Source organism: Oceanidesulfovibrio marinus, assembly GCF_013085545.1.
In the GTDB taxonomy this organism is placed as follows: Bacteria; Desulfobacterota; Desulfovibrionia; order Desulfovibrionales; family Desulfovibrionaceae; genus Oceanidesulfovibrio; species Oceanidesulfovibrio marinus.
This window is the reverse complement of the sequence record NZ_CP039543.1, coordinates 1,725,602-1,746,615: the sequence shown is the minus strand read 5'-3', so window position 1 is coordinate 1,746,615 and position 21,014 is coordinate 1,725,602. Positions and strand designations below refer to the sequence as shown.

The 21,014-nt window shown below is 62.4% G+C and carries 20 protein-coding genes; 2 read left to right on the top strand and 18 right to left on the bottom strand.

The features are described from left to right. Positions 1 to 10: 10 nt before the first annotated feature. Genes E8L03_RS07860 through dtd form a run of 6 tightly spaced genes read right to left on the bottom strand, consistent with a single transcriptional unit; the run spans position 11 to position 4,331 of the window. Positions 11 to 763 carry a motility protein A gene (locus E8L03_RS07860; RefSeq protein WP_144233784.1) on the bottom strand — a complete coding sequence of 251 codons (753 nt, stop codon included), beginning with the start codon at positions 761 to 763 and terminating at the stop codon, positions 11 to 13. An 8-nt stretch (positions 764 to 771) separates the two neighbouring features. Next, on the bottom strand, positions 772 to 1,893 hold the full coding sequence (locus tag E8L03_RS07855; protein ID WP_144233785.1) for a flagellar assembly protein A: 1,122 nt from the start codon (positions 1,891 to 1,893) through the stop codon (positions 772 to 774). Between the two features lie 27 nt (positions 1,894 to 1,920). Then, entirely contained in the window at positions 1,921 to 2,265 is a 345-nt protein-coding gene (locus tag E8L03_RS07850; RefSeq protein WP_144233786.1) for an STAS domain-containing protein, read from the bottom strand. Beyond that, a complete protein-coding gene (locus E8L03_RS07845) occupies positions 2,247 to 2,717 on the bottom strand; it encodes an ATP-binding protein (protein WP_144233787.1) in 471 nt (156 codons plus the stop codon). Before E8L03_RS07845 ends, E8L03_RS07850 begins: the two co-directional genes overlap by 19 nt. Further along, entirely contained in the window at positions 2,710 to 3,867 is a 1,158-nt protein-coding gene (locus E8L03_RS07840) for a PP2C family protein-serine/threonine phosphatase (protein WP_171267020.1), read from the bottom strand. Before E8L03_RS07840 ends, E8L03_RS07845 begins: the two co-directional genes overlap by 8 nt. After that, a complete protein-coding gene (gene dtd, locus E8L03_RS07835; RefSeq protein ID WP_144233789.1) occupies positions 3,864 to 4,331 on the bottom strand; it encodes a D-aminoacyl-tRNA deacylase in 468 nt (155 codons plus the stop codon). The genes E8L03_RS07840 and dtd overlap by 4 nt, the downstream gene beginning before the upstream one ends. Positions 4,332 to 4,582: 251 nt before the next feature. Between dtd and E8L03_RS07830 the strand changes: the two genes are divergently transcribed. Further along, entirely contained in the window at positions 4,583 to 5,104 is a 522-nt protein-coding gene (locus E8L03_RS07830; protein WP_171267019.1) for a hypothetical protein, read from the top strand. Positions 5,105 to 5,171: 67 nt separating this feature from the next. Here E8L03_RS07830 and E8L03_RS07825 read toward each other — a convergent pair whose 3' ends face one another. The 7 genes from E8L03_RS07825 to ychF form a co-directional block, all read right to left on the bottom strand. Further along, positions 5,172 to 6,218 carry an IS481 family transposase gene (locus E8L03_RS07825; protein ID WP_171267018.1) on the bottom strand — a complete coding sequence of 349 codons (1,047 nt, stop codon included), beginning with the start codon at positions 6,216 to 6,218 and terminating at the stop codon, positions 5,172 to 5,174. A gap of 321 nt (positions 6,219 to 6,539) precedes the next feature. Then, positions 6,540 to 6,923: a 6-carboxytetrahydropterin synthase QueD gene (gene queD / locus E8L03_RS07820; protein ID WP_171267017.1), complete on the bottom strand. Its 384-nt coding sequence runs from the start codon at positions 6,921 to 6,923 to the stop codon at positions 6,540 to 6,542. After that, positions 6,916 to 10,443 carry a DNA polymerase III subunit alpha gene (gene dnaE, locus E8L03_RS07815; RefSeq protein ID WP_144233792.1) on the bottom strand — a complete coding sequence of 1,176 codons (3,528 nt, stop codon included), beginning with the start codon at positions 10,441 to 10,443 and terminating at the stop codon, positions 6,916 to 6,918. Before dnaE ends, queD begins: the two co-directional genes overlap by 8 nt. Positions 10,444 to 10,614: 171 nt before the next feature. Continuing rightward, complete coding sequence (locus tag E8L03_RS07810; protein WP_171267016.1) at positions 10,615 to 11,118, bottom strand: DinB family protein; 504 nt, start codon at positions 11,116 to 11,118, stop codon at positions 10,615 to 10,617. Between the two features lie 219 nt (positions 11,119 to 11,337). Further along, entirely contained in the window at positions 11,338 to 12,987 is a 1,650-nt protein-coding gene (gene pgm / locus E8L03_RS07805; protein WP_171267015.1) for a phosphoglucomutase (alpha-D-glucose-1,6-bisphosphate-dependent), read from the bottom strand. 159 nt (positions 12,988 to 13,146) lie between these two features. After that, positions 13,147 to 13,782 carry a class I SAM-dependent DNA methyltransferase gene (locus E8L03_RS07800; protein WP_171267014.1) on the bottom strand — a complete coding sequence of 212 codons (636 nt, stop codon included), beginning with the start codon at positions 13,780 to 13,782 and terminating at the stop codon, positions 13,147 to 13,149. A 603-nt stretch (positions 13,783 to 14,385) separates the two neighbouring features. Continuing rightward, positions 14,386 to 15,480: a redox-regulated ATPase YchF gene (gene ychF / locus E8L03_RS07795; protein WP_144233796.1), complete on the bottom strand. Its 1,095-nt coding sequence runs from the start codon at positions 15,478 to 15,480 to the stop codon at positions 14,386 to 14,388. Between the two features lie 442 nt (positions 15,481 to 15,922). On the opposite strand from ychF, the gene E8L03_RS07790 reads away from it, so the two are divergent. Then, entirely contained in the window at positions 15,923 to 16,405 is a 483-nt protein-coding gene (locus E8L03_RS07790; RefSeq protein ID WP_144233797.1) for a PilZ domain-containing protein, read from the top strand. A gap of 71 nt (positions 16,406 to 16,476) precedes the next feature. Here the strand turns inward: E8L03_RS07790 and cobI are convergent, their stop codons facing one another. From cobI to E8L03_RS07765, 5 genes are read right to left on the bottom strand one after another with little or no spacing between them, the layout of a single operon-like run. Then, entirely contained in the window at positions 16,477 to 17,187 is a 711-nt protein-coding gene (gene cobI, locus E8L03_RS07785; protein ID WP_171267013.1) for a precorrin-2 C(20)-methyltransferase, read from the bottom strand. Next, complete coding sequence (locus E8L03_RS07780; protein WP_171267012.1) at positions 17,184 to 18,092, bottom strand: ABC transporter substrate-binding protein; 909 nt, start codon at positions 18,090 to 18,092, stop codon at positions 17,184 to 17,186. Before E8L03_RS07780 ends, cobI begins: the two co-directional genes overlap by 4 nt. Continuing rightward, positions 18,085 to 18,939, bottom strand: coding sequence for an ABC transporter ATP-binding protein (locus E8L03_RS07775; protein WP_244963692.1), 855 nt, complete (start codon positions 18,937 to 18,939; stop codon positions 18,085 to 18,087). The genes E8L03_RS07780 and E8L03_RS07775 overlap by 8 nt, the downstream gene beginning before the upstream one ends. Further along, positions 18,936 to 20,012: a FecCD family ABC transporter permease gene (locus E8L03_RS07770; RefSeq protein ID WP_171267011.1), complete on the bottom strand. Its 1,077-nt coding sequence runs from the start codon at positions 20,010 to 20,012 to the stop codon at positions 18,936 to 18,938. Before E8L03_RS07770 ends, E8L03_RS07775 begins: the two co-directional genes overlap by 4 nt. A 30-nt stretch (positions 20,013 to 20,042) precedes the next feature. Further along, entirely contained in the window at positions 20,043 to 20,879 is an 837-nt protein-coding gene (locus E8L03_RS07765; RefSeq protein ID WP_244963690.1) for a sirohydrochlorin cobaltochelatase, read from the bottom strand. Positions 20,880 to 21,014: the final 135 nt, after the last annotated feature.

Genomic DNA, 21,014 nt, shown 5'->3' with positions numbered 1-21,014 from the left:
CCGATTTCCCCTAGGACGACTCGCGCTGGTTGGGCGCGAGGTAGGATGCGAGCTTTTCCTTGAGGATGTTGGGGTGTTCGCCATTAAGGATGGAGAGCACACCCTCTGTGGTGATCTCCATATAGTGGGCTTCCTCCTGGGAGCGCTCGGCCAGCTTGTTGGCCATGGGCAGGAAGAAGACGTTGGCGAGCACGGCGCCGTAGAACGTCGTGAGCAGGGCGACGGCCATGGCCGGGCCGATGGAGGAAGGATCGTCGAGGTTCTGGAGCATGCGCACCAGGCCGATGAGCGTGCCGATCATGCCGAAGGCCGGGGAGAACGTCCCCATGCCCTTGAACACGTTCTGGCCGGTGCGGTGCCGTTTGATCATGGACTGGATCTCGGACTCCATGATGGAGCGGACCAAGGTCTCGTCGGTGCCGTCGGCCACAAGCAGGACGCCGCGGGCCATGAAAGGGTCGTCGAGAGAGACCTTTTCCAGGGCGACGAGGCTTTCCTTGCGCGCAGTTTCCGCCAGGCTGACCAACTGCGAGATGTTCTGCTTGGGGTCCGGGGAGGAGCCGAGGAAGGTTTTCATGGCGACCTTGAAGGAGCTCAAGACCGTTTTGAGGGGGAACATGACAAAGGTGACGGCAAAGGTGCCGCCGATGACGATGAGCACCGAAGGCATGTCGATGAAGCCGCCGACGCCGCCGCCCATAAAGATGGCGCCGGCAATGAGGCCCATCGCCCCGATAAGGCCGATAAGAGTTGCGATATCCATGAGTAAGACTACGATTTGGCTGGTATGTAATCGAAGATGGCCAGGCGGCCTTCCGCATCGAGGCGGATTCGCGCCGGACCGCGGATCTCGTCTATGAACATGCTTTCCTTGCCCATCGTCACCATGACTCCGGGGCGGATTTCTCCTTCCACGATGATCTGGTGCGCATCGGGATTGGCCGGGGGATTGTCCAGGATTTCAATGAGGCTGTCGCGTCGTTGCTCCAGAAGCTTCTTCCTGCGCTGCGTCCGCGCGATTTTGGCGCTGTATTCGCTGTGCAGGGCAGGGCCGAATGTGATTTGTTCGCCGTAGTATTCCATGCGTTCTTCAATATCCAGCAACTCTTCCTCGATCATTTCCAGCTCGATGAGGTGACGCGGGTCCTGTCCGAGCACGAGACTGGTCGTGGTTCCTACGCCGCCGCCGAGGATTTCGCGCACGAATAGGATACGGCCGGTAACGACTCTGCCGCCCTGCAGCCGACCATCGACCAGGATATTGCCGCTGGCTGAAAGCTGGCAATGCATGGCCGAGCCGTCCACCCGAATATGCCGCCCGGCCGTAAGCTGGGCGTTTTCGCAAAAGGCGACACGCATATCCTTCTGTGCTGTAAGGGACGCCTTCTTTTGCCCTTTGATGCCGCCTTGCGCAAGTATTGATCCGTGGGCTGTGAGGTCGGCGCCGCCGATAATGTCCAACACCTTGATATTACGTGCTTTGAGGGAGAAGCCTGTACGCACTGCGCCATGCACGATCATGTCGCCAAGGAAGTTGATATTGCCGGTATGGAAGTCCACGTCGCGGCGAACGTTAAGGATGTCGTGGACATGGATATGGCCATTATCGCAGAATACGTAGCCGTTCACGGCGGCCAGGAGCCGGCGTGGATTTTCCGGATCAAGCTTGGTGTTCTCTCCGGCTGGCAGGACGGGCTCGTCAACAACGAACCGCTGCTCGATATCAGATCCGGCCTCGTCCAGATCCACGATCTCGGCAAGAAGCTGGTCCTGCTTCACGTTCTGGACATAGCCCAGGTCATAGTGGTCCACGCCGCCGTCCAGGCGTTCGCGGGGGCACAGACGGTGATAATCGAAATGTGGGTCGAAATGATGGCGGATGTAGTAGGGCATGGGGTCCGCTCCTGGCTCGTAGGTTGTCTAGTGCGGCAGGAGCTTGTCGAGCTCCTCGTCGTTGTCCAGGCTCGTGAAGAAACGTTCCAGCTTGACCAGGGAGAGGATGCGGCGAACCTTGGGGCTGGGTTTGAGCAGGTAGAACGCCTTGCCTTCGGAGCGAAGGCGTGAGGCCTTGGCCACGAGGAAGCCTATGCCGGAGCTGTCCATGAACGTGGTCTCCGAGAGGTCTATGGCCACGGCCTGGCAGGATTTCGAATCGAGCCACGGCTCAAGCTGCCGCTTGAGCATATCGGTAAACTCGAGACTGAACTCTCCATGAATCTCCACGCGAACCAGGGGCCCGTCACTGGTTATCCGGAAGGGTTCCATCGGTTCTCCTCGACGCGCATCTTGAGATACACGCTGTTGCGGTCGCCGTTGCGCCGGAGCTCGAACTCGTCGGCCAGCTCCGACATGATGAAGAGCCCACGTCCTCCTTCGGCCTCCGGGCTCGCATTCTTTATATCCACAGGAAATTCAGGAAAGCCGCAGCCCCAATCCGATATCTCGATCTCGATGGTCCGGCCCTCGTAAAGCGTGAGGTCGATCTCTATCTGCTGCTTGCTGGAGAAGGGCTCCTTGGCGTAGGCGTGGCGGACCACATTGGCGCACGCCTCGGACAGGCTGAGATCGATGTTGTACATCAGATCGTGATCGGTGATCGCGTCGTTCAGTATGGTCAGAACCGCTTTGGCCAGGCGCCTGCTCGCGGCCGGGCTTGCCTGGGTTCGCAGAACATAGTGCTGCTTGCTCTCATCAAAGGTACGCAGGTCGTCAGCCATCGGCTTCTCCACGATGCACCCAAAGCGCCGTGAGATCGTCACGGAATACCGGCAGCTTGCCGCCGGCTGCCTTGAGGCTGGCGATGAGGTTCTCCAGGAATGATTCTTTTGTGGGCATGAGCCCCTCCGCGAGCTCCAGGAAGTCGTCGAGCTCGAAGAATACGCCGGGCTTGCGCTCCCACTCGTAAAAGCCGTCGGTGAAGAGAAAAAGAGAGTACTCCTCCGAGAAAGGCAGGGTCCGGCATCCGAAATCTATGGGGAAGAAGCCCAGCAGCGGGTGGGTGGAGTTCAACTGGACATTGGTCCCGCCGGCCGTGTGCAGCAGCCCCGGGCAGTGGCCGGCGTTGATGTAGGAAAGCGTGCTTTTTTTCAGATTCAGGTCGGCGGCGAAGGCTGTCACGAAGTCGGCCTCGTCGCCGATGATGTCCACAAGCTGACTGTTGATGGTGCGCATGGTCTCTTCAATGCTCAGGTCGTGTTCCAGCGAGAGCTTGAAGAGAGTGCGCACGATGGCCATGAGGAACGCGGCGCGGGCGCCATGGCCGGAGACGTCCGCAATGGCCACCCGCAGCACGTCGTCGTTCAGCACGGCGTAGTCGAAGTAGTCGCCGCTGGCCTGGCCGGAAGGGCGGTAGAGGCTCTGTAGCTGCACCTTCTCCAGATAGGGGCTCTCCTTGGGCAACAGCCGCGTCTGCAAGGCGGCCACCGTCTCTATCTCGCGGCTGATGCGCTCCATGGAGTGGTGCAGCTCTTGCGTAAGGCGCACCTGTCTGGCGGCCACGCCGATGCGCGCCAGCAGCTCCACCTGGTCGAATGGCTTGAGCAGAAAGTCGTTTGCCCCCAGGTTGAGCGCCTTGGGCTTGATGTCTTGGGCGCTCTCGGCCGTGAGCATGATGATGAAGGTCTGTTCGTCGCGACGGACACGGCGGATATGCTCGATGACGCCGAAGCCGTCGAGCCGCGGCATGATGATGTCCAGCAGCAGAATATTGGGAGCGAAGGAGTCCAGAACCTCCAGAGCGTGACGGCCGTCCCGGGCGGTGCGCACCTCGTACCGCTCGGCAAGGATGGTCTCCAGGGCTTGGCGCATCGTCCTGGAATCATCGACGATCAGAATCCGGACGTTTTGCTGCATGGCGTTGGTTGTCATGCGAAATCCGCACCATCGAGTGTTATGGTCACCGGTCCCCAGTTGACCAGGGAAACGTCCATGTTCGCGGCAAACACGCCTTGCTCCACCTGGCCGGGATACGCCGCGGTCGCATCCTGCACGAAGCGCTCGAACAGGGCCGCGGCCAGCTCCGGCGCAGCCGCTCCCGTAAAGGACGGCCGGCGGCCCTTGCGGCAGTCCGCATACAGGGTGAACTGGGAGACGAGCAGCAGCCCGCCTTCCACGTCGCCCAGGCCGAGATTGAACCTGCCTTGATCGTCAGGAAAGATGCGCAGGGTGAGCAGCCTGGACAGCAGCGCGCGCCACGCCTTGGAGCCTGGCAGCTCCGGACCGTCGCCGGCGCCGAAACCCACCAGGGCCAAAATGCCCGTGTCGATACGGCCGACCGTCTCGCCGGCCACATCCACCCGGGCCTCCTTCACTCGTTGCGCCACTATCCGCATGCGATCATATCTCCGAAGCCAAAAACAGTGGAGCGAATCACCTCATTTGGCGATACCTAAAGAATCACGGGAGGTAAAGATGAGAAATATAAGATGCAGCATCCTGCCGTACTTGCATAGAGTTGTCGGTGAATGTATCAAGCTGGACGTTAGCACGCTTGGAATATAGTAAAAAAGTGTAGGGTAGGCGTATAGCTTGGAGTAACGTCTTAAAAAGGACAAATTGATTTAGTTCTACTGGGAGAGTGGGAATGTATGATAATATCCTAGAGAATCTTAGGGAGGAGAGGTGGCAGCCTCTCACATATGAAAATATAGCGTATTGTTCTGATTTCCCAGGCGTCTATGTAATAACTTTTCTGGGGTCGGAAGGAGAGAAATTTTCATATAAACGAACATGCTATGTTGGAATGACGAACAGAGCGTTACGAGTTAGAATCAGAGCATTTTATAAATCAGCTACAAGCAGAAAGTCAGGACATAGCGGGGGAAGGACATGCCAAAGAGTTTTAGAACAGCTTGATAAGTTCGGATCAAAAAAATATCAAATAACAAAGAATGATCTGCTTTTTATCGAGATTCCATTTATGTTGAGGCATGGAGAGCAAGAGCCTTTCCGTACAGCGCGCATAGAGTACATTGAAAAATTGGTTCAGATAAAAGTAATGCAGGCGACTAGTGGAAAAGGACCCTTGTTGAATAGTGCATGTATGCGACGAAGTGAGATTCCAACGCCTGAGTTCAAGCAGAGAATAGCAACGCTGCTGCAATGAGGCCGGCATAGCACGGAGTGTACAGAGATAGTATTCACCTGACACTCCGCCCCTGGCGGGGTGATGGTTACGCTGCTTCTTCGATTACTTCTGCCTCTGCCTCGCCGGTTACGATGCCATCCAGGAACGCTTGGTAGGGCACTCGGCCGTCCATGCCGCGACCCTGGTGGGTGCGTTCCCGGTTGTAGTGGTTCAGGTAACTGTCCAGATCCTCTTGCATTTCCTCCACCGATTCGTACCACTTCTCGCGGCCCTTGATGCGGAAATGCTCGTCGAGCAATGTCCGATGCAACCGCTCCACAAAGCCGTTGCTCTGCGGCCTGCGTACCTGCGTCGTGCGATGCTCAATCCCTTCTAATTGCAAGAACAATTCGTACGGATGCTTGTCCGGGCGACCGCAGAACTCGCGACCGTTGTCCGAGAGAATCGTCGAAATGCGCGCGCCGTGCTCCTCGAAGAACGGCAGCACGTCCTCGTTGAGCACGTGGACCGCGGTCACTGGCAGCTTGGTGGTGTAGAGCCGGCCCCAGGCGTAGCGGCTATGACAATCGATAACCGACTGCAAATACACGCGTCCGACCCCCTTGAGCGTGCCCACAAAGAAGGTGTCCACGGCCACGAGATCGCCGGTGTGGCGCGTCTCGATGTGCCGGTCACGAAACTCGGGACTGAAGCGCTCCAGGACACGGATTTGCTCGTCCGAGAGTTCGAGGCGCTGCGCCCGCACGCTCTTCTCCAGCCGTAGCAGTCGCTCGTGTCGGGTGAGCAAGCCGTGCCGGCTCCAGACGCCGCGGACGCCGCCGGAGCTGACCTGAACGCCCTGCAGGACAAGCTGTTGGGCGACGCGGAGCGGCCCGTACGTGGGGTGGTCCAGGCAGTAGTCGAGGATTGCCTGCTCGACAGCCTCGTCGACGCGGTTGGGGTGCGGGCCTCGCGGCCCGGGCAGGCGGTCCAATAGACCTTCGGCGCCGAAGGTCTGGTAGTTGCGCCGGATCTCGTAGAACTGCTGCCTGCAATAGCCCATGATTTTGCACGCTTTGCTGACGTTGCCCAATTCAGTGGCCAGCTCTAGCAGACTCATCTTCCTTCGTGCTACTTTGCGTTTCGTGGTCATGGCGTTCTCCTCGAAAGGGTTCGTGAAGCTTCGCAACTCCATCGATACCCAGCCAGGGACGGCATGACCACAACCTTTTGGTGGCCCAGGTGTCAGGTTATATCCATCTCAGTTCACACGGAGTCGCCTCAAAAGAAACTAGTGCTTCAGACTCCGGGGCGTTCCTTGGCGCGTCTTGCCATGGGCTCACCTCTGGTCCGTTTATGTTGCCACCATTCCGATTTTCTATCCTGAAAAATCGTCGAACACCCTTGCCAGGGAGCTAAGCTCCCTGTTCCCATATAGTGGGGTCCGGGGGCCAGGGGGACAGCGTCCCCAGAACTAGCCCGGATAATACGTGGCTGTCTGGCCGGGTTTTTCCGAGACGCTGACGGCCACGAGGATCACGTGATCCGGCAGGGTGGGGCTGAGGCGTGCATAGATATGGCGCGCGAGGTTTTCCGAGGAGGGGTTCTGCAGATCAAAGGGCGCGACCTCGTTGAGGTGGGCGTGGTCAAAGGGCGCGACGGCTTCTTTGAGCCGGGTGCGCAGCTCCTTGAAGTCCATGAGGAACTCGATCTTGGGGTCGAGCTCTGTGCCTTCCACGGCCACTTCGACCTCGAAGTTGTGGCCGTGCAGGTTTTCGCACTTGCCCTGGTAGTGGCGCAGGCAGTGCGAGGCGGCAAAGGATTCACGGATGGAAAGGCGGTAGCGGCCTTCAGGCATGGCTGGCCTCCGCAGAGTGTGATGCGGACGCCTGGGCGCGCCCGTTGAGTTCGCAGGGATCCAGGGCGCGGCACTCCAGCCGCTGGATGGCCTTTTCCAGCTCCGGGCATGGGGACACGCGGTAGCTCGCGCCCAGCTTGAGCAGGCAGCAGGCGTCCGGGTAGTGGACGCGCAGGTTGACCTCGGCCGGGCCGGAGTGGCGGGAGACAAGCGCCTTGAACGCGGCCAGGCCCTCGCCGGTGAGCTGCTCGGCGCGCAGGTCAAAGGTCACGGGCTCGGTGCACTCCTGGGCCGCCTCGGCCAGGAACATGCAGGAGTTGATCAGCAGCTTGGCCTGCTTGGGGCCTTCCTCTTCTTCCGGGCCGGAGCGGTCGCTCACAGTGCCTTCGATGATCAGCGGCTTGTCCGCGTTGATGAACTCCTTGTAGGTCCGGTACGACTCCGGAAAGATCGCGGCCTCGCCCTGGCCGGTGAGGTCCTCGATGCCCAGGAAGGCCATCTTGTCGCCCTTCTTGGTGATGTACTCCTTCTTGGAGGTAATCAGGATGGCGGTGCGGACCGGCTGCTTGGGCGCTTTGTCCGCGCAGGTTTCCAGCGTCTCCAGCCCTAGGCGCGGCAGCTCACGGCGGTAGGGCAGCAGCGGGTGGGCGGTGAGGTAGAAGCCGAGGGCGTCTTTCTCGAAACCGGAGCGCAGCTCGTCCTCCCACTCCTCCATCCCCTGCTCCGGGCAGTCGAAGCCCACGCCAGGCGTGACCGGCGCCTCGGACTCCGGCACCATGGCAAAGAGCGACGTCTGGCCGGACTCCTTGTCCTTGGCGCGTTTCTGCGCCCGGGCCACCACCTGGTCCAGGGAGGCGAGCAGTCCCTGCCGTGTCGCGCCCAGACAGTCGCACGCGCCGGCCTTGATGAGGTGCTCGAAGACGCGCTTGGTGACCTTGCGCAGGTTGATGCGGCAGGCCAGGTCGAGCAGACTGATGTAGGGCCCGTTCTCCTCGCGCTCGCGGACGATCTCGTTGATGGCCTCGTCGCCCACGTTCTTCACGCCGCCCAGGCCGTAGACAACCTCGCCCTCGGAGACGTTGAACTCGCGGCGGCCCACGTTGACGTTCGGCGGCACCACCGGAATGCCCATGTCGCGGCAGGCGTTGATGTACTTGAGCAGCTTGTCCTGGTTGGAAAGCTCCGAGGTCATCAGCGCGGCCATGAACTCGGCCTTGTAATACGTCTTGAGGTAGGCGGTGTAGTAGCTGATGAGCGCATAGGCCGCGGAGTGCGACTTGTTGAAGCCGTACTCGGCGAACTTTTCCATCAAGTCGAAGATCTCGTTGGCCTTCTTCTCGCCGATGTTGTTCTCGGCGGCGCCGGCCACGAACTTCACACGCTCCTCGGCCATGGCCGCGGCGTTCTTCTTACCCATGGCCCGGCGCAGCAGGTCGGCGCCGCCCAGGGTGTAGTTGGCCACCACCTGGGCGATCTTCATGACCTGTTCCTGGTAGACGATGACGCCGTAGGTGGATTCGAGAGTGTCCTGAAGCTGGGGCACGGGGTAGGTGACAGGGACCTCGCCGTGCTTGCGCTTGATGAACTCGTCGACCATGCCGGAGTTGAGCGGGCCGGGCCGGTACAAGGCCAGCATGGCAATGAGGTCGTCGAAGCATGAAGGTTTGAGCATACGTAGATATTTGCGCATGCCCGAGCTTTCCACCTGGAACACGCCGTCCGTGTCACCGCGGGAGTAAAGCTGGTAGGTCTCCTCGTCGTCCAGGATCATGGTGTCCAGGTCCGGCACTTCTTTGCCCTGGCGACCGATGAGCTCCAGAGCGTCCTGGACCACGGTCATGGTGCGCAGGCCCAGGAAGTCGAACTTGATCAGGCCGACCTTCTCCACCATCTTCATGTCGAACTGGGTGACGACCTCGTCCTTTTTCCCGCGGTACAGAGGCAGGTAGTGGTCCAGCTGCTTGTCGCCGATAACCACGCCGGCCGCATGGGTGGAGGCGTGGCGCGAGAGGCCTTCCAGCCGGCGGGAGACGTCGATGAGCTGGCCGATGGTGGGATCTTCCTCGGCCAGGATCTTGAGCTCCGGCTCCTGCTCCAGAGCCTTGTCGATGGTCATCTTGAGATCTTCCGGAATGAGCTTGGCGATGCGGTCGGTCTCGCCGAAGCTCATGCCCAGGGCGCGGCCCACGTCGCGCACCACGGCCTTGGCCTTCATGGTGCCGAAGGTGGTGATCTGCGCCACGCTGTCGTCACCGTACTTCTCGGTCACGTATTTGATTACCTCGCCGCGACGACGCTCGCAGAAGTCCACGTCGATATCCGGCATGGAGACGCGCTCGATGTTCAGGAAGCGCTCGAACAGCAGATTGTACGGGATAGGGTCGAGGTTGGTGATCCTGAGCGCCCACGCCACCAGGGAGCCGGCCGCCGATCCGCGGCCCGGACCCACCGGAATGTTCTGCCCCTTGGCCCAGTTGATGAAGTCCTGCACGATGAGGAAGTAGCCCTCGAAGCCCATCTCCGCGATAACGCCGATCTCTTTTTCTAGCCGCTCGTCGTAGACTTGGCGGTCCACCTCGTACGGCGCCTTGGCGATGCGCTCCTCCAGACCCCGGCGGCACAGGTCCACGAACTCCTCGTGCAGGGACTTGCCCTCCGGCAGGGAGTAGACCGGGAAGTGGTGCGACTTGAGGTCCAGCTCCACATCGCACTGCTCGGCGATGAGCGCCGTGTTCGCGATAGCCTCGGGCAGCTCCGGGAAGTGCGCGGCCATCTCCTCCGGCGACTTGTAGTAGAGATCGCTGGTGGTGAAGCGCATGCGCTTCTCGTCGTTCACGCAGGCCGCGGTCTGGATGCAGAGCAGCACGTCGTGCGCTTCATAGTCCGACGCGGCCAGGTAGTGGCAGTCGTTGGTGGCCACCAGAGGCAGGTTGGTTTGCCTGGACAGGGCGATGACCTTCTCGTTGAGCTCGGCCTGCTCCGGCAGGTTGTTGGCCTGCAGCTCCAGGTAGAACCGGCCGGGGAAAATGTCGGCATACTCCTGGGCCAGGGGGATGGCCGCTTCCACGCCGTCATTCATGAGCTTGCGCGGGATCTCGCCGGCCAGGCAGGCAGACAGGGCGATGATGCCTTCGCTGTGCTGGCGCAAGAGCTCCTTGTCCACGCGCGGCTTGTGGTAAAAGCCCTTAAGGTAGCCGGTGCTGACCAGCTTGACCAGGTTGCGCCAGCCGACCTCGTTCTGGGCCAGAAGTACGAGGTGGTAGCGGCGCTTGGCCTCGGTGCTTTCCCTGTCCTGGTGGTTGTGATGGGCTACGTAAAGCTCGCTGCCCAGGATGGGTTTGATGCCCTCGGCTTTGGCCTTCATGTAGAAGGACAAGGCGCCGTAGAGGTTGCCGTGGTCGGTGATGGCCGCGGCCGGGCAGCCGAACTCCTTGGCGCGGGAAATGAGGTCCTTGAGGCGGATCGCCCCGTCCAGGAGCGAGTACTCTGTATGACAATGCAGGTGTACGAAATCAGGCATGATATCAGCGTGTTGTGGAGGTTACGGATTGATCGGGAAAGGGTACCAGAAGGCGTGCGCAGGGGCAATGCGCAGAAGGAGGCGTCTATCAGAGGACGCTCGAGACTCCGAGGGGCTCTGCCCCTCGGACACCCCGCAAGGGACCATTGGCCCCTTGACCCCAAATTGGGATCAGCCTCCCATGCTGGTCAGATAGGCATCCCGCGTGAGCCAGAGTTCTTCTATTCGATACATATGCCAATGGTCGTGCATCAGGATATGGCGGGCGAAGATCTGCACGCCGTACTGCTGATACTCCGGGTGGATGGCTGTGCGCGCCCAATCGGCGGGGGCTATGCCGGTGAGCAGGTCGACAATGGCCTGCCTGCCTTTCTGGAAGTCGGCCAGAGATTGCTGGACAGGCGGGGGCGGCGCCGGTTTGCTGTTCGTTTCCTCATCGGGAAAGAAGGGGATGAACTCCGGGGTGTCCTCCTGGAGCATCCGGGTGAGCCGCCCGAGCCCCATAGGTTGGACGTCCGCCAAGTGGGCAACGTGCTGGGCAATGGTCCAGAATCCCTCGCCGCGCACGCGGTGGAGCGCCTCTTCCGGAATGGCGGCTACAAACCCAGAGAGAATGGTGCAACTGTCCTGGAGGCCGCGGAGAATGGCGTCGGTCTCGGGTTGCTGAAGATGCATTATTATATCCTATGCTTGTATGCTTCGAGGGGCTCTGCCCATCGAACACCCCACACGGGGCCAACGGCCCCCTGCCTCGCCCCGTCTCTGGGCTCCGGTTAAGACTCCGAGGGGCTTAGCCCTCGGGCTCCCACCAGGGAGCACAGCTCCCTGGACCCAGAACTGGGGTCCGGGGAACAGTGTTCCCCGGCCGCCGGAGGCTCTCTTAATAACTGAGTGTTACACTCCGGCCGCCTTGAACGCGGCGTCCACGATGGCCTGGGCTTCCTCGTGCAGCTGTTTCATATGGCGCTCGCCGTTGAAGCTTTCCACGTAGATCTTGTAGACGTCTTCGGTGCCGGAGGGCCGGGCCGCGAACCAGCCGCTCTGCGTCGCCACCTTGAGGCCGCCGATGGGCTCGTTGTTGCCGGGCGCGTTGGTCAGGATTTGTTCGATGGGGTCGCCGGCCAGGGAGTCGGCCGTGATCATCTCCGGCGAGAGCTTCTTGAAGGCGGCTTTCTGCTCGCGATTGGCCGGAGCCTCGTAACGCTCGTAGAGCGGCGCGCCGAACTTCTCGGCCAGCTCGTTGTAGATGATGTCGGGCGACTTGCCGCGCACGGCCATGATCTCGGCGGCGAGCAGGTCCATGATGATGCCGTCCTTGTCCGTGGTCCACACAGCGCCGTTCTTGCGCAGATATGACGCGCCGGCCGACTCCTCGCAGCCGATGCCAAGGAAACCGGTGCCGAGCCCTTCCACAAAGTACTTGAAGCCCACGGGCGTTTCGTACACGGCGCGGCCCTTGGCCGCGGCCACCTTGTCCAGCATCATGGACGTGACCACGGTCTTGCCGGCCTTGAGGTCCGAGCTCCAGCCAGGCCGGTGGTCGAAGAGATAATCCACGGCCACGGCCAGAAAATGGTTCGGGTTCATCAGTCCGGTGCGGGTCACGATGCCGTGGCGGTCGAAGTCCGGGTCGTTGCCAAAGGCGAGATCGAACTGGTCCTTGAGCGCCAGCAGACCGGCCATGGCAAAGCGCGACGAACAGTCCATGCGGATGGCGCCGTCCTTGTCCAGCGGCATGAAGGCGAAGCGCGGGTCCACGTGTTTGTTCACCACGGTGATGTCCAGGCCGTAGTGCTCGGCAATGGGCTCCCAGAAGCCGATGCCCGATCCGCCCAGGGGGTCGGCTCCCAGTTTTAGCCCGGCGCGGGCAATGGCCTCCATGTCCACGATGTCCGCCAGATCGGCCACGTACGGCTGCACATAGTCGTACTCGCGGGTGGTCTCGGCCTTCAGGGCGCGGGCATAAGGGATACGCTTTACGCCGGCGAGGTCCTTCTCCAGGAGCTCGTTGGCGCGCTCCTCCACGGCCTTGGTCACGTCCGTGTCGGCCGGGCCGCCGTTCGGTGGATTGTACTTGAAGCCGCCGTTGTCCGGCGGGTTGTGGGACGGCGTGATCACGATGCCGTCGGCCGTGGCGTCTTTGTGGTCGCGGTTCCAGGTAAGGATGGCGTGGGATATGACGGGCGTTGGCGTGTAGCCGAAATCCTTCTGGTACATGACCGTGACGCCGTTGGCCGCCAGGACTTCCAGGGCCGTGGCCATGGCCGCCTCGGACAGGGCGTGGGTGTCCATGCCCAGAAAGAGCGGACCGTTGATGCCCTTGGCCGCGCGGTGCTCGCACACGGCCTGTGTCACGGCCGCGATGTGGTTCTCGTTGAACGAGCCGTTGGAGGACACGCCGCGATGGCCCGAGGTTCCGAAAGCAACGCGCTGGTCGGGGTTCGCCGGGTCGGGCGTGAGCTCGTAAAAACAGGTCATGAGACGCGGGATGTTGGGCAGGACGGATTCCGGCGCCTGCTTCCCGGCCAAGGGATGGACGGCCATATGGTTCCTCCGTGGGCTGTGTTGTGTTCTCGGACAGTTGTACCCCACCGGAGCGATGGATGGAAGCGGGAAGCTGTGAAAATAAGCAGCGATACCATCAAAAAGGCCGGCCGCAATGACGCGACCGGCCTTTGTATTCCACTTGTGGAATAGGCAGAGCTAGCAGTTGCCCACGCGATAGACGCAGAACTTGGCCGTGACGCCTTCCTTGATCAGATAGTCCTGCTTGGCCATCTCCAGCAGCTCCCACTGGTTGTCGGCTTCCAGCTCGTGCATGCGCTTGCGGTAGCCGTACTCCTGGTAGGCGCCGTCGCGGATGGTGAAGCAGACGTAGCCGCCGGGCTTGGTCACGCGGATGAGCTCGTTGAACGCCTCGGGCCCCACGTGCTTGTAGGTGAACGTGCCCACGCAGATGCTGGCGTCGTATGTGTCATCGTTCAGAACCTCCAAGGGCTCGCTCATGTCGGCCTGGAAAAACTTGTTGTAAACGTCTTTCTCCTTGGCCACCTGGAGCATGTCCTTGGAAATGTCCATGGCGTCCACCCGGCCGTAGCCGTGTTTGGAGAGGACCTGGCCCACGAGGCCGGTACCGCAGCCGGCGTCGAGCACGCGGCTCTCGGGCGATTCGAGGTAGGTGTCGAGCATCCTGCAGGCCGTCATCGGGCCCACGTAGCCCATGCCCTGCACGCAGTCGCGGTCATAGTCCGTGCACCAGAGCTTGTAGGCGTCGTTCAGCTGATCCTGGGTTTCGGCATCGTACGTCGCTTTCCAGAGTTCGAGGTTGGAACCGCTCATGTGATCTCCTGGGTTTTCCTTAGCGAAGGGGTCGCCGCCCATCCCCATGAGTAGGCGTGACCCGGGGAAGCAAGACAGAAGCAATACGGCAATTGTGCATGACGTACCAATAGATTACCGATGCAGTGTTTCAGTTCTGTGAAAATTGTGCATCGATGATGTACAAATTACACCCAAAACGCAGAGCAAAACGCAATCCATGGATGCAATACGCACACGTATGAGTTTGATTGCTACGTCGGTCGATGCGGACACGTCGCGTCATGAACCGGAACGCGGGACCCGCATCTGGAGTCTCGTACCATACACGGAACATTGGGTTTGTCAAATTTGTCTAACAAGATGCGGGAAGCAACGTTATTGCTTGCACGAGCGCCGTATGGGGCGTTGATTGTTCAAAAAAAATCCGGGCTGCAGCAAAAAAAGCCGCAGCCCGGATTATGGTGTCTATGTAACAACCTAACTATTTGGAATAAATGATCATGGTTGCCTGGGGGACACTGTCCCCCAGCCCCTGCCGGGGACCGCTGGTCCCCGGACCCCAGATTAGGGTCCAGGGAGCATTGCTCCCTGGTGGAGCCTGAGGGCAAAGCCCTCGGAGCCCTACACGTTGAACAGGAAGTGGACCACGTCGCCGTCCTGGACCACGTACTCCTTGCCTTCCACGCGCAGCACGCCGGCCGAGCGGCAGGCGGCCTCAGAGCCGTACTGGACGTAGTCGTCAAAGGAGATGACCTCGGCGCGGATAAAGCCGCGTTCGAAGTCGGTGTGGATGACGCCGGCGGCCTGGGGCGCTTTGGCGCCGCGGGTCACGGTCCAGGCGCGCACCTCTTTGGGGCCGGCGGTGAGGAAGCTGATGAGACCGAGGGTCTTGTAGCCGGTGCGGATGACCTGCTCCAGACCGCCGGCAGTGACGCCGTACTCGGTCAGGTACTCGGCCTGCTCTTCTTCGGAGAGGCCCAGCAGCTCTTCTTCCATGCGCGCGCAGATGCGCACGACCTCGGCGCCGCGCGCCTCGGCGTACTCGCGCACGCGGGTGACCAGCTCCGGCTCTTCGGTCAGGCCGGCCTCGTCCACGTTGGCGCAGTAGATCATGGGTTTGGCCGAGAGCAGGGAGAGCTCCTTGAGCTGCCTGACCATGTCGTCGTTGGGCGGCTCGTAGGTGGCGGCGGGGTCGCCGCCGGCAATGTGGTCGCGCAGCTTTTCAAGCTGGTCGGCAATGGCCGCGGCCTTCTTGTCGCCGCGCTGCTTGCGGGTGCGCTCCAGGCGGTTCTCCACGGCCTGGAGGTCGGCCAGCAGCAGCTCGGTCTCAATGGTCTCGATGTCGCGGATGGGGTCCACGGAGCCGTCCACGTGGGCCACGTCGCCGTCCTCGAAGCAGCGCACCACGTGGAGGATGGCGTGGGATTCCCGGATGTTGGCCAGGAACTTGTTGCCCAGGCCCTCGCCCTTGGAGGCGCCGCGCACCAGGCCGGCGATGTCCACGAAGTTCACCGTGGCGTAGATGACCTTGGCCGGCTTGACGAGCGTAACCAGGGCGTCCACCCGCGCGTCTGGCACGGGGACCACGGCCTTGTTGGGCTCGATGGTGCAGAAGGGGTAGTTGGCGGCCTCGGCGTTCTGGGCCTTGGTCAGCGCGTTGAACAGGGTGGATTTGCCCACGTTGGGCAGTCCGACGATGCCGATATCGAGAGCCATGGTGCTTCCCTTGGCGATATGGGTGGGTGAAACGATGAAAACCGGTCGCGTGGCGCGTGCACGGTTCGTACAGCGATGCCGCGGGTGGCGTCAAGCCCACCGCAAGACGGCGTGGGCCCAGAAGAAAATCTTAAAAAAATGCATCAACAAAAACCGACGTTAATCAACAATACCCGCTCTAAGGCGATGTAAATTCACATAACATCAAGAAATATTTGAAGAAATATAGACATGCTCTGAAATTTGAGATAAATTCAAAACAAAGTCTAGAGGATTTCTATCGGGCTACGGGACGGTGGCCACGGTGTACCTCCAGCCGCTGCCGCCGTCCCCTTCGTGACAGGCTGCGCCCCCCCGGGCCGGAAAAAATCTCTCTCCTGCGCCCACTCGTGTTGGGGTCCGGGGGGAGCAGCCCCACGTTTGCAAAACAAGGAGCGGTCTCATGGCTACGGTCTTGTCGTTCTCCAAGGGGTATTGTCAGGCCTGCGGTCACGAACGCAAGGTCCCGGCGGCGATGCACGGACTGGACGCGCGGTGCCCGCACTGCGGCCACACCGCCAAGGTGCTGGTGGGCGAACCCCACGAGCGCCGCGGCTGCGACCGCCACGAGGTGGGAGGCTCCAGCGTCCGGCTGGGCCCGTTCCTGGGCGAGCTCCCGCTCATCGACATCGGCGCAGGCGGCATGTCCTTCGACGCCAGCGCCAGCGGCTTCCAGTTCAAGCCCGGCGATATGTTGCGCATGGAGATCGTCCACCGCGGCATGAGTCTGGCCGGAGACATCGAGGTCGAGGTGGTGCGCACCGAGGGCCCGCGAATTGGATGCTGCGTGCGCAAGGACGACCCGGCCGCCGAGGCCCTGGTCAACGCCTGCGTCTACACCATGCTGTTCCGCGAGCACGCCGCCCAGCTGCGGCAAAGCGCGTAAGACTGATCTGTCTAAATTTATAGACGGCGGACCGGGCGCAGCAATGGTCGTATCGCGCTTCGTCCGCCGATTTATTTTTCCTGCGCCGGCACCATGACCAGGCTGAGGTAGTGCGGCTTGTCCGGTACTTCCTCCAGCCGCGTGTGCACGGTCTCGCCGTCCTGGCCCACCTGAGAGGCGAACCGCGCACGGCCGGCCATGCCTTCCTCCTCCAGAACCCGTCGAATCATCCTGAACCCCTTGTATGCCTTGAGGATCACCAAGTTCTCCGCCACGTGCAGGGTGGAGCGCAGCTGCTCCTCGTCCGCCACGCCCGAGAGCACGGCCAGGCTTTCGCTGCCGGCGGCGAGCATGGTCCGCGTCCGCGCCGCCGCGGCCTGCATGGCGGTGATGCCGGGCACAACCTCCACGGGAATCTCCGGGAAGTCGCGCTCCAGCTCCCGCGCCACGTAGGCAAAGGTGGAGTAGAGCATGGGGTCGCCCAGGGTGAGAAACGCCGCGCTTTTGCCGGTGCGCAGGAACTCGGCCACCACGGCGGCGTTCTCCCGCCACGAGGTGTGCAGAATGTTCGTGTCTTTGGTCATGGGGAAGCCGAGGCGCACGATGTCGGCTCCGTCCTTGAGGTGCGGCTCGGCAATGTCCAGGGCAAAGGAGTGGTCGTTCTTGGTGGACGAGGCCGCGTAGATCCTGTCCGCCAGGCCCAGCACCTCCACGGCGCGCAGGGTCAGCAGCTTGGGGTCGCCGGGACCGACGCCCACACCATATAATGTGCCATAGCTCATGGCTTTTCTCCTGTGTTGTCAAATAAATGCGGATACAAGGCGGCGGCCAGCTCCTCCACGGCGTCCACGCTGCGCGGGCCGGGCCGGGAGAAAAGCTGCTCATCCACGGTGTAGATATGGCCGCTCTGCACGGCGGCCAGGGTGCGGAAGTGCGGCCGCTCCGAGGGGGGCAGCGGGTCCGGGTTCATGGGGCCCTGCTGCACCACGTAGACGTCCGGGTCGAGCCGCAGCAGCTCTTCCTCGTTGAGGCGAACGAGCTTGCGCGGGGAGTCCACGCAGTTTGCGCCGGCGGCGGCGCGGATTACGTCGTTGACCATGGAGCCGCGCCCGACGGCCAGCAGATTGGGGTAGCGGACCTCGAAAAACACGCTGGGCCGGTGCGGCACGGTGCCGATGGCCTGGGTCACGGCGTCCAGCCGGCTCTGCATAGAGGATATGAGCTCCCCGGCCTTGCCCTCCGCGCCCAGCAGCACGCCCATGCGCGTAATCGCAGAGAACAATCCATTAAAAGTATGGATGTCGAAAACCGTCACGGTGATGCCCTTGGCGCGCAGGGCGGCCACGGCCTCTCCGGCCGCGGCGCGACGTCCGGCCATCTGAAACACCAGGTCGGGCCGCAGGCCCAGGATGAGCTCCACGTTGGGCCGCATGTGGGTGCCGATGGACGGCAACGCGGTGATCTCCGGCGGCAGTTCGTCGGCGCGGGTGCGCGCCACTAGACGGTCCGTTAGATCCATGGCCGCGATGATCTCGTTGAACGCGCCGTACAGGGAGATGACCCGCGCGGCCGGCGCATCCAGGGTGACCGCGTCGCCGGCGTCATCCGTAATGGAGACCTGGGCAGAGGCGGAAAGCGGCAGAAGCAGGCAGAGCAGCGCCGCGAACACGCAGAAATATCTAGTCATTATTTGGTACCAGACAGCATTGGGGCGCGCCGGTTACCGGGTGCGGGAACACGGTGAGCTTTGCGCCGTAGATTTCGGTCAGATGGGTCTCGGTAAAGACCTCAGCCGTGGGGCCGTCCAGCACAATGTGGCCTTCCTTGAGGAAGACGAGGCGGGAGCAGTAGAGCGCGGCGAGGTTGAGGTCATGGATGGCGGAGACCACGGTGGCGCCGGCGCGGTGCCGGGCGCGGAGCAGATCGTGGATGTGCAGCTTGTGCGCTACGTCCAGGCCGGAGGCTGCCTCGTCCAGCAGGAGCACGGCGTCTTCCTGCGGGCACTGGGCAAAGGCGCGGGCAATGGCCGTGCGTTGCAGCTCGCCCCCGGAAAGGCCGCCGGCAGAGCGCTCCGCCAGGTGCATGGTCCCGGTCTCGCGCATGGCCGTCTCGGCCGCGGCGTGATCGTTTTCGCCGTATCGCGCCAGGAACGAGAGGTGCGGGTAGCGGCCCATGAGCACGAACTCGCGTACGGTGAGGTCGTGGCTCGGCTCGATGTGCTGGGGCACGGCCGCGATGCGCCGGGCGCGCTCCTTGGCCGGCATGGCGTGCACGTCGTCCCCGTCCAGAAGCACGCGGCCGGACTCCGGGGCGAGCACGCCGGAGAGGGCCAGGAGCAGGGTGGTCTTGCCGGAGCCGTTGGGGCCCAGCAGGCCGACCATCTCGCCGCGGCCAACCTCGAGGTCGATATCGGAGAGCACGGCGCGACGGCCGTAGCCGCAATGCAGCTTTTCCACCCGGATCATCGGGTCGGGCATCGAAGTATCCACATGACGGTTCGTGGAGTTGTCCAGGATATTAGACGGGCGGCTCATGCGTTCTCCCTTCTGGCGCGGCGGGCCAGGAGTACGCAGAAAAAGGGGCCGCCGAACAGCGCAGTGACAACGCCTACGGGCAACTCCGCGCCGCCGGGCAGCACGATGCGCGCGAGCACGTCCGACCAGAGGAGCAGCAGACCGCCTACAAGTGCGGAGACCGCGAGCAAAGGCCGGTGCGCACCGCCGATGGCCAGGCGCACCAGATGCGGCACTACCAGGCCCACAAAGCCGATGATACCCGAGACCGCCACGGCCGCCGCGGCGGCGAAGCTGGCCCCGAACAGCAGCAGCATGCGCGAGCGGTCCACGTTGACGCCGAGCTGACTGGCCTGGGTGTCGCCCAATGCCAGGATGTCCAATTCCTTGGACAGCAGGAAGACCACGGCCGTGCCGATGGCAGCGTACGGCGCGAAGAGCAGTACGTGCGCCCAACCCCGTCCCTGAAAGCTGCCCATGATCCAGAAGACGATGGCGCTGACCGCCTCCTCGTCCAAAGATTTCACGAATGCGATGCACGCCGAGAGAAATGTGGTGACCACGATGCCGGCCAGGACCAGGGTCTCGCGGCGGAACGGGCCGGCCAGGCGGCCCAGCATGAGCACAACGAGCAGCGCGCAAAGGCTGCCGGCAAGGGCGGCCAGAGGCAAGGCCGTGAGGCCGGAGCCGGCCAGCAGCGAGCCGGTAAGGCCGATGTGGATGGCGATGGCTGCGCCGAAGGCGCCGCCACTGGATACGCCCAGGGTGAAGGGGTCGGCCAGCGGGTTGCGCAGCACGCCCTGGTACGCAGCGCCGGCTACGGCGAGCACAGCGCCGGCAAGCCAGGCAAGCACCGCGCGGGAAAGGCGGATGTCCAACACGACCACACGCGCCGTGTCATCGACGCCGTGGGCGCCGGTCAGCACGTCCCAGACCGTGGACAGCGGCACGTGGAACGGCCCCATGGTGCAGGCGGCCAGGAAGGACAATACGCTGAGCAGAAGAGCGGCGACGCCCAGAACGAGCCCGCGCGAGGAAGCGCCACGGATGGGCGAGCTCCTGTCGCGCGAGCTATGTGTTCCGGGATTACTCATGTTGATTCCAGCGTGCGAGCGCCTGGCGTATTACTCGAAGTGGCTGAACGCACCCTTGAGGTGCTCTATCCAGATATCCACGATGGGGTCCACCTCGGCCGTGCCGCGCAGTACGGGAATGGGCTTGAAGCCCTGCTCGGTGAGCACGGACTTCCAGGAGTCGGGCTCGTCCCCGGCCATGTCGTTGCGGGCGTGGTCGCCGGCCACGGACATGAAGGGTACGAGGTACGCGGTTTTCAGGTCTTTGGCTTTCAACCCGGCGATCACGTCATCCAGGGTGGGGTGGCCTTCCACCGTGCCCACGAAGACGTTGGGGTCGCGCTTGCTCAGGTAGTACTGCAGGGCAGCGTAGTACACGTCCGCCGGATGGTGGGTGCCGTGGCCCATGAGGACCACGGCCTCGTCCGCCTTGCGCTCCTTGGGCAGGGTGGCGATAATCGCGTCCGCAACCTCGGCCATGTCTGCCGACGTCGAAAGGAGCGGATATCCGACCAGAATCCGTTTCATACCCTTGGGCATGGTTGCGAACGCGTGGGCAGTCTCCACCAGGCCGTGGTACTCCTGGCCGGGGATGGTGTGCAGGGACTGCACGGCCACGTGGGTGAAGCCGTCGGCCATCATCTTGGCCAGGGCCTCGGCCGGGGAGGGCAGCTCCTCGCCGGTTTCCTTGGCCACCTTGGTGCGGATGATGTGCGAGGTGTAGGCCCAGCGGACCTCCACGTCCGGGAAGGCGGCTTTGACCTTGGCGTCGATGTTGTCGAAGGCTGGGCGCGCCTCGGGCACGGAGGTGCCGAAGGCCACCAGCAGGATGCCTTTCTTCTCGGGCTTTGATTTGCCATGGCCGGCCATGGCGGGCGAAACCGCCATAAGCATAAGGCACAGAGCACAGGCCAACACAAGCCAGACAGGTCGGGGGCGCCGACGAGGGACGGCAGATACGGACGACATAGGGTTCCTCCGGATGGGAATCCGGGACTCGTTGGGGCTGCAAACGAAAAAACC

Bases quoted from the DNA above. Each gene is read 5' to 3' on its own strand.
- E8L03_RS07830 (WP_171267019.1), top strand. From the start codon at position 4,583: ATGTATGATAATATCCTAGAGAATCTTAGGGAGGAGAGGTGGCAGCCT.
- E8L03_RS07810 (WP_171267016.1), bottom strand. From the start codon at position 11,118: ATGCATCTTCAGCAACCCGAGACCGACGCCATTCTCCGCGGCCTCCAG.
- E8L03_RS07855 (WP_144233785.1), bottom strand. From the start codon at position 1,893: ATGCCCTACTACATCCGCCATCATTTCGACCCACATTTCGATTATCAC.
- dtd (WP_144233789.1), bottom strand. From the start codon at position 4,331: ATGCGGATAGTGGCGCAACGAGTGAAGGAGGCCCGGGTGGATGTGGCC.
- E8L03_RS07850 (WP_144233786.1), bottom strand. From the start codon at position 2,265: ATGGAACCCTTCCGGATAACCAGTGACGGGCCCCTGGTTCGCGTGGAG.
- E8L03_RS07860 (WP_144233784.1), bottom strand. From the start codon at position 763: ATGGATATCGCAACTCTTATCGGCCTTATCGGGGCGATGGGCCTCATT.
- ychF (WP_144233796.1), bottom strand. From the start codon at position 15,480: ATGGCTCTCGATATCGGCATCGTCGGACTGCCCAACGTGGGCAAATCC.
- E8L03_RS07840 (WP_171267020.1), bottom strand. From the start codon at position 3,867: ATGACAACCAACGCCATGCAGCAAAACGTCCGGATTCTGATCGTCGAT.
- E8L03_RS07770 (WP_171267011.1), bottom strand. From the start codon at position 20,012: ATGAGTAATCCCGGAACACATAGCTCGCGCGACAGGAGCTCGCCCATC.
- E8L03_RS07845 (WP_144233787.1), bottom strand. From the start codon at position 2,717: ATGGCTGACGACCTGCGTACCTTTGATGAGAGCAAGCAGCACTATGTT.
- cobI (WP_171267013.1), bottom strand. From the start codon at position 17,187: ATGAGCTATGGCACATTATATGGTGTGGGCGTCGGTCCCGGCGACCCC.
- E8L03_RS07780 (WP_171267012.1), bottom strand. From the start codon at position 18,092: ATGACTAGATATTTCTGCGTGTTCGCGGCGCTGCTCTGCCTGCTTCTG.
- E8L03_RS07790 (WP_144233797.1), top strand. From the start codon at position 15,923: ATGGCTACGGTCTTGTCGTTCTCCAAGGGGTATTGTCAGGCCTGCGGT.
- E8L03_RS07800 (WP_171267014.1), bottom strand. From the start codon at position 13,782: ATGAGCGGTTCCAACCTCGAACTCTGGAAAGCGACGTACGATGCCGAA.
- pgm (WP_171267015.1), bottom strand. From the start codon at position 12,987: ATGGCCGTCCATCCCTTGGCCGGGAAGCAGGCGCCGGAATCCGTCCTG.
- queD (WP_171267017.1), bottom strand. From the start codon at position 6,923: ATGCCTGAAGGCCGCTACCGCCTTTCCATCCGTGAATCCTTTGCCGCC.
- dnaE (WP_144233792.1), bottom strand. From the start codon at position 10,443: ATGCCTGATTTCGTACACCTGCATTGTCATACAGAGTACTCGCTCCTG.
- E8L03_RS07765 (WP_244963690.1), bottom strand. From the start codon at position 20,879: ATGGCGGTTTCGCCCGCCATGGCCGGCCATGGCAAATCAAAGCCCGAG.
- E8L03_RS07825 (WP_171267018.1), bottom strand. From the start codon at position 6,218: ATGACCACGAAACGCAAAGTAGCACGAAGGAAGATGAGTCTGCTAGAG.
- E8L03_RS07775 (WP_244963692.1), bottom strand. From the start codon at position 18,939: ATGAGCCGCCCGTCTAATATCCTGGACAACTCCACGAACCGTCATGTG.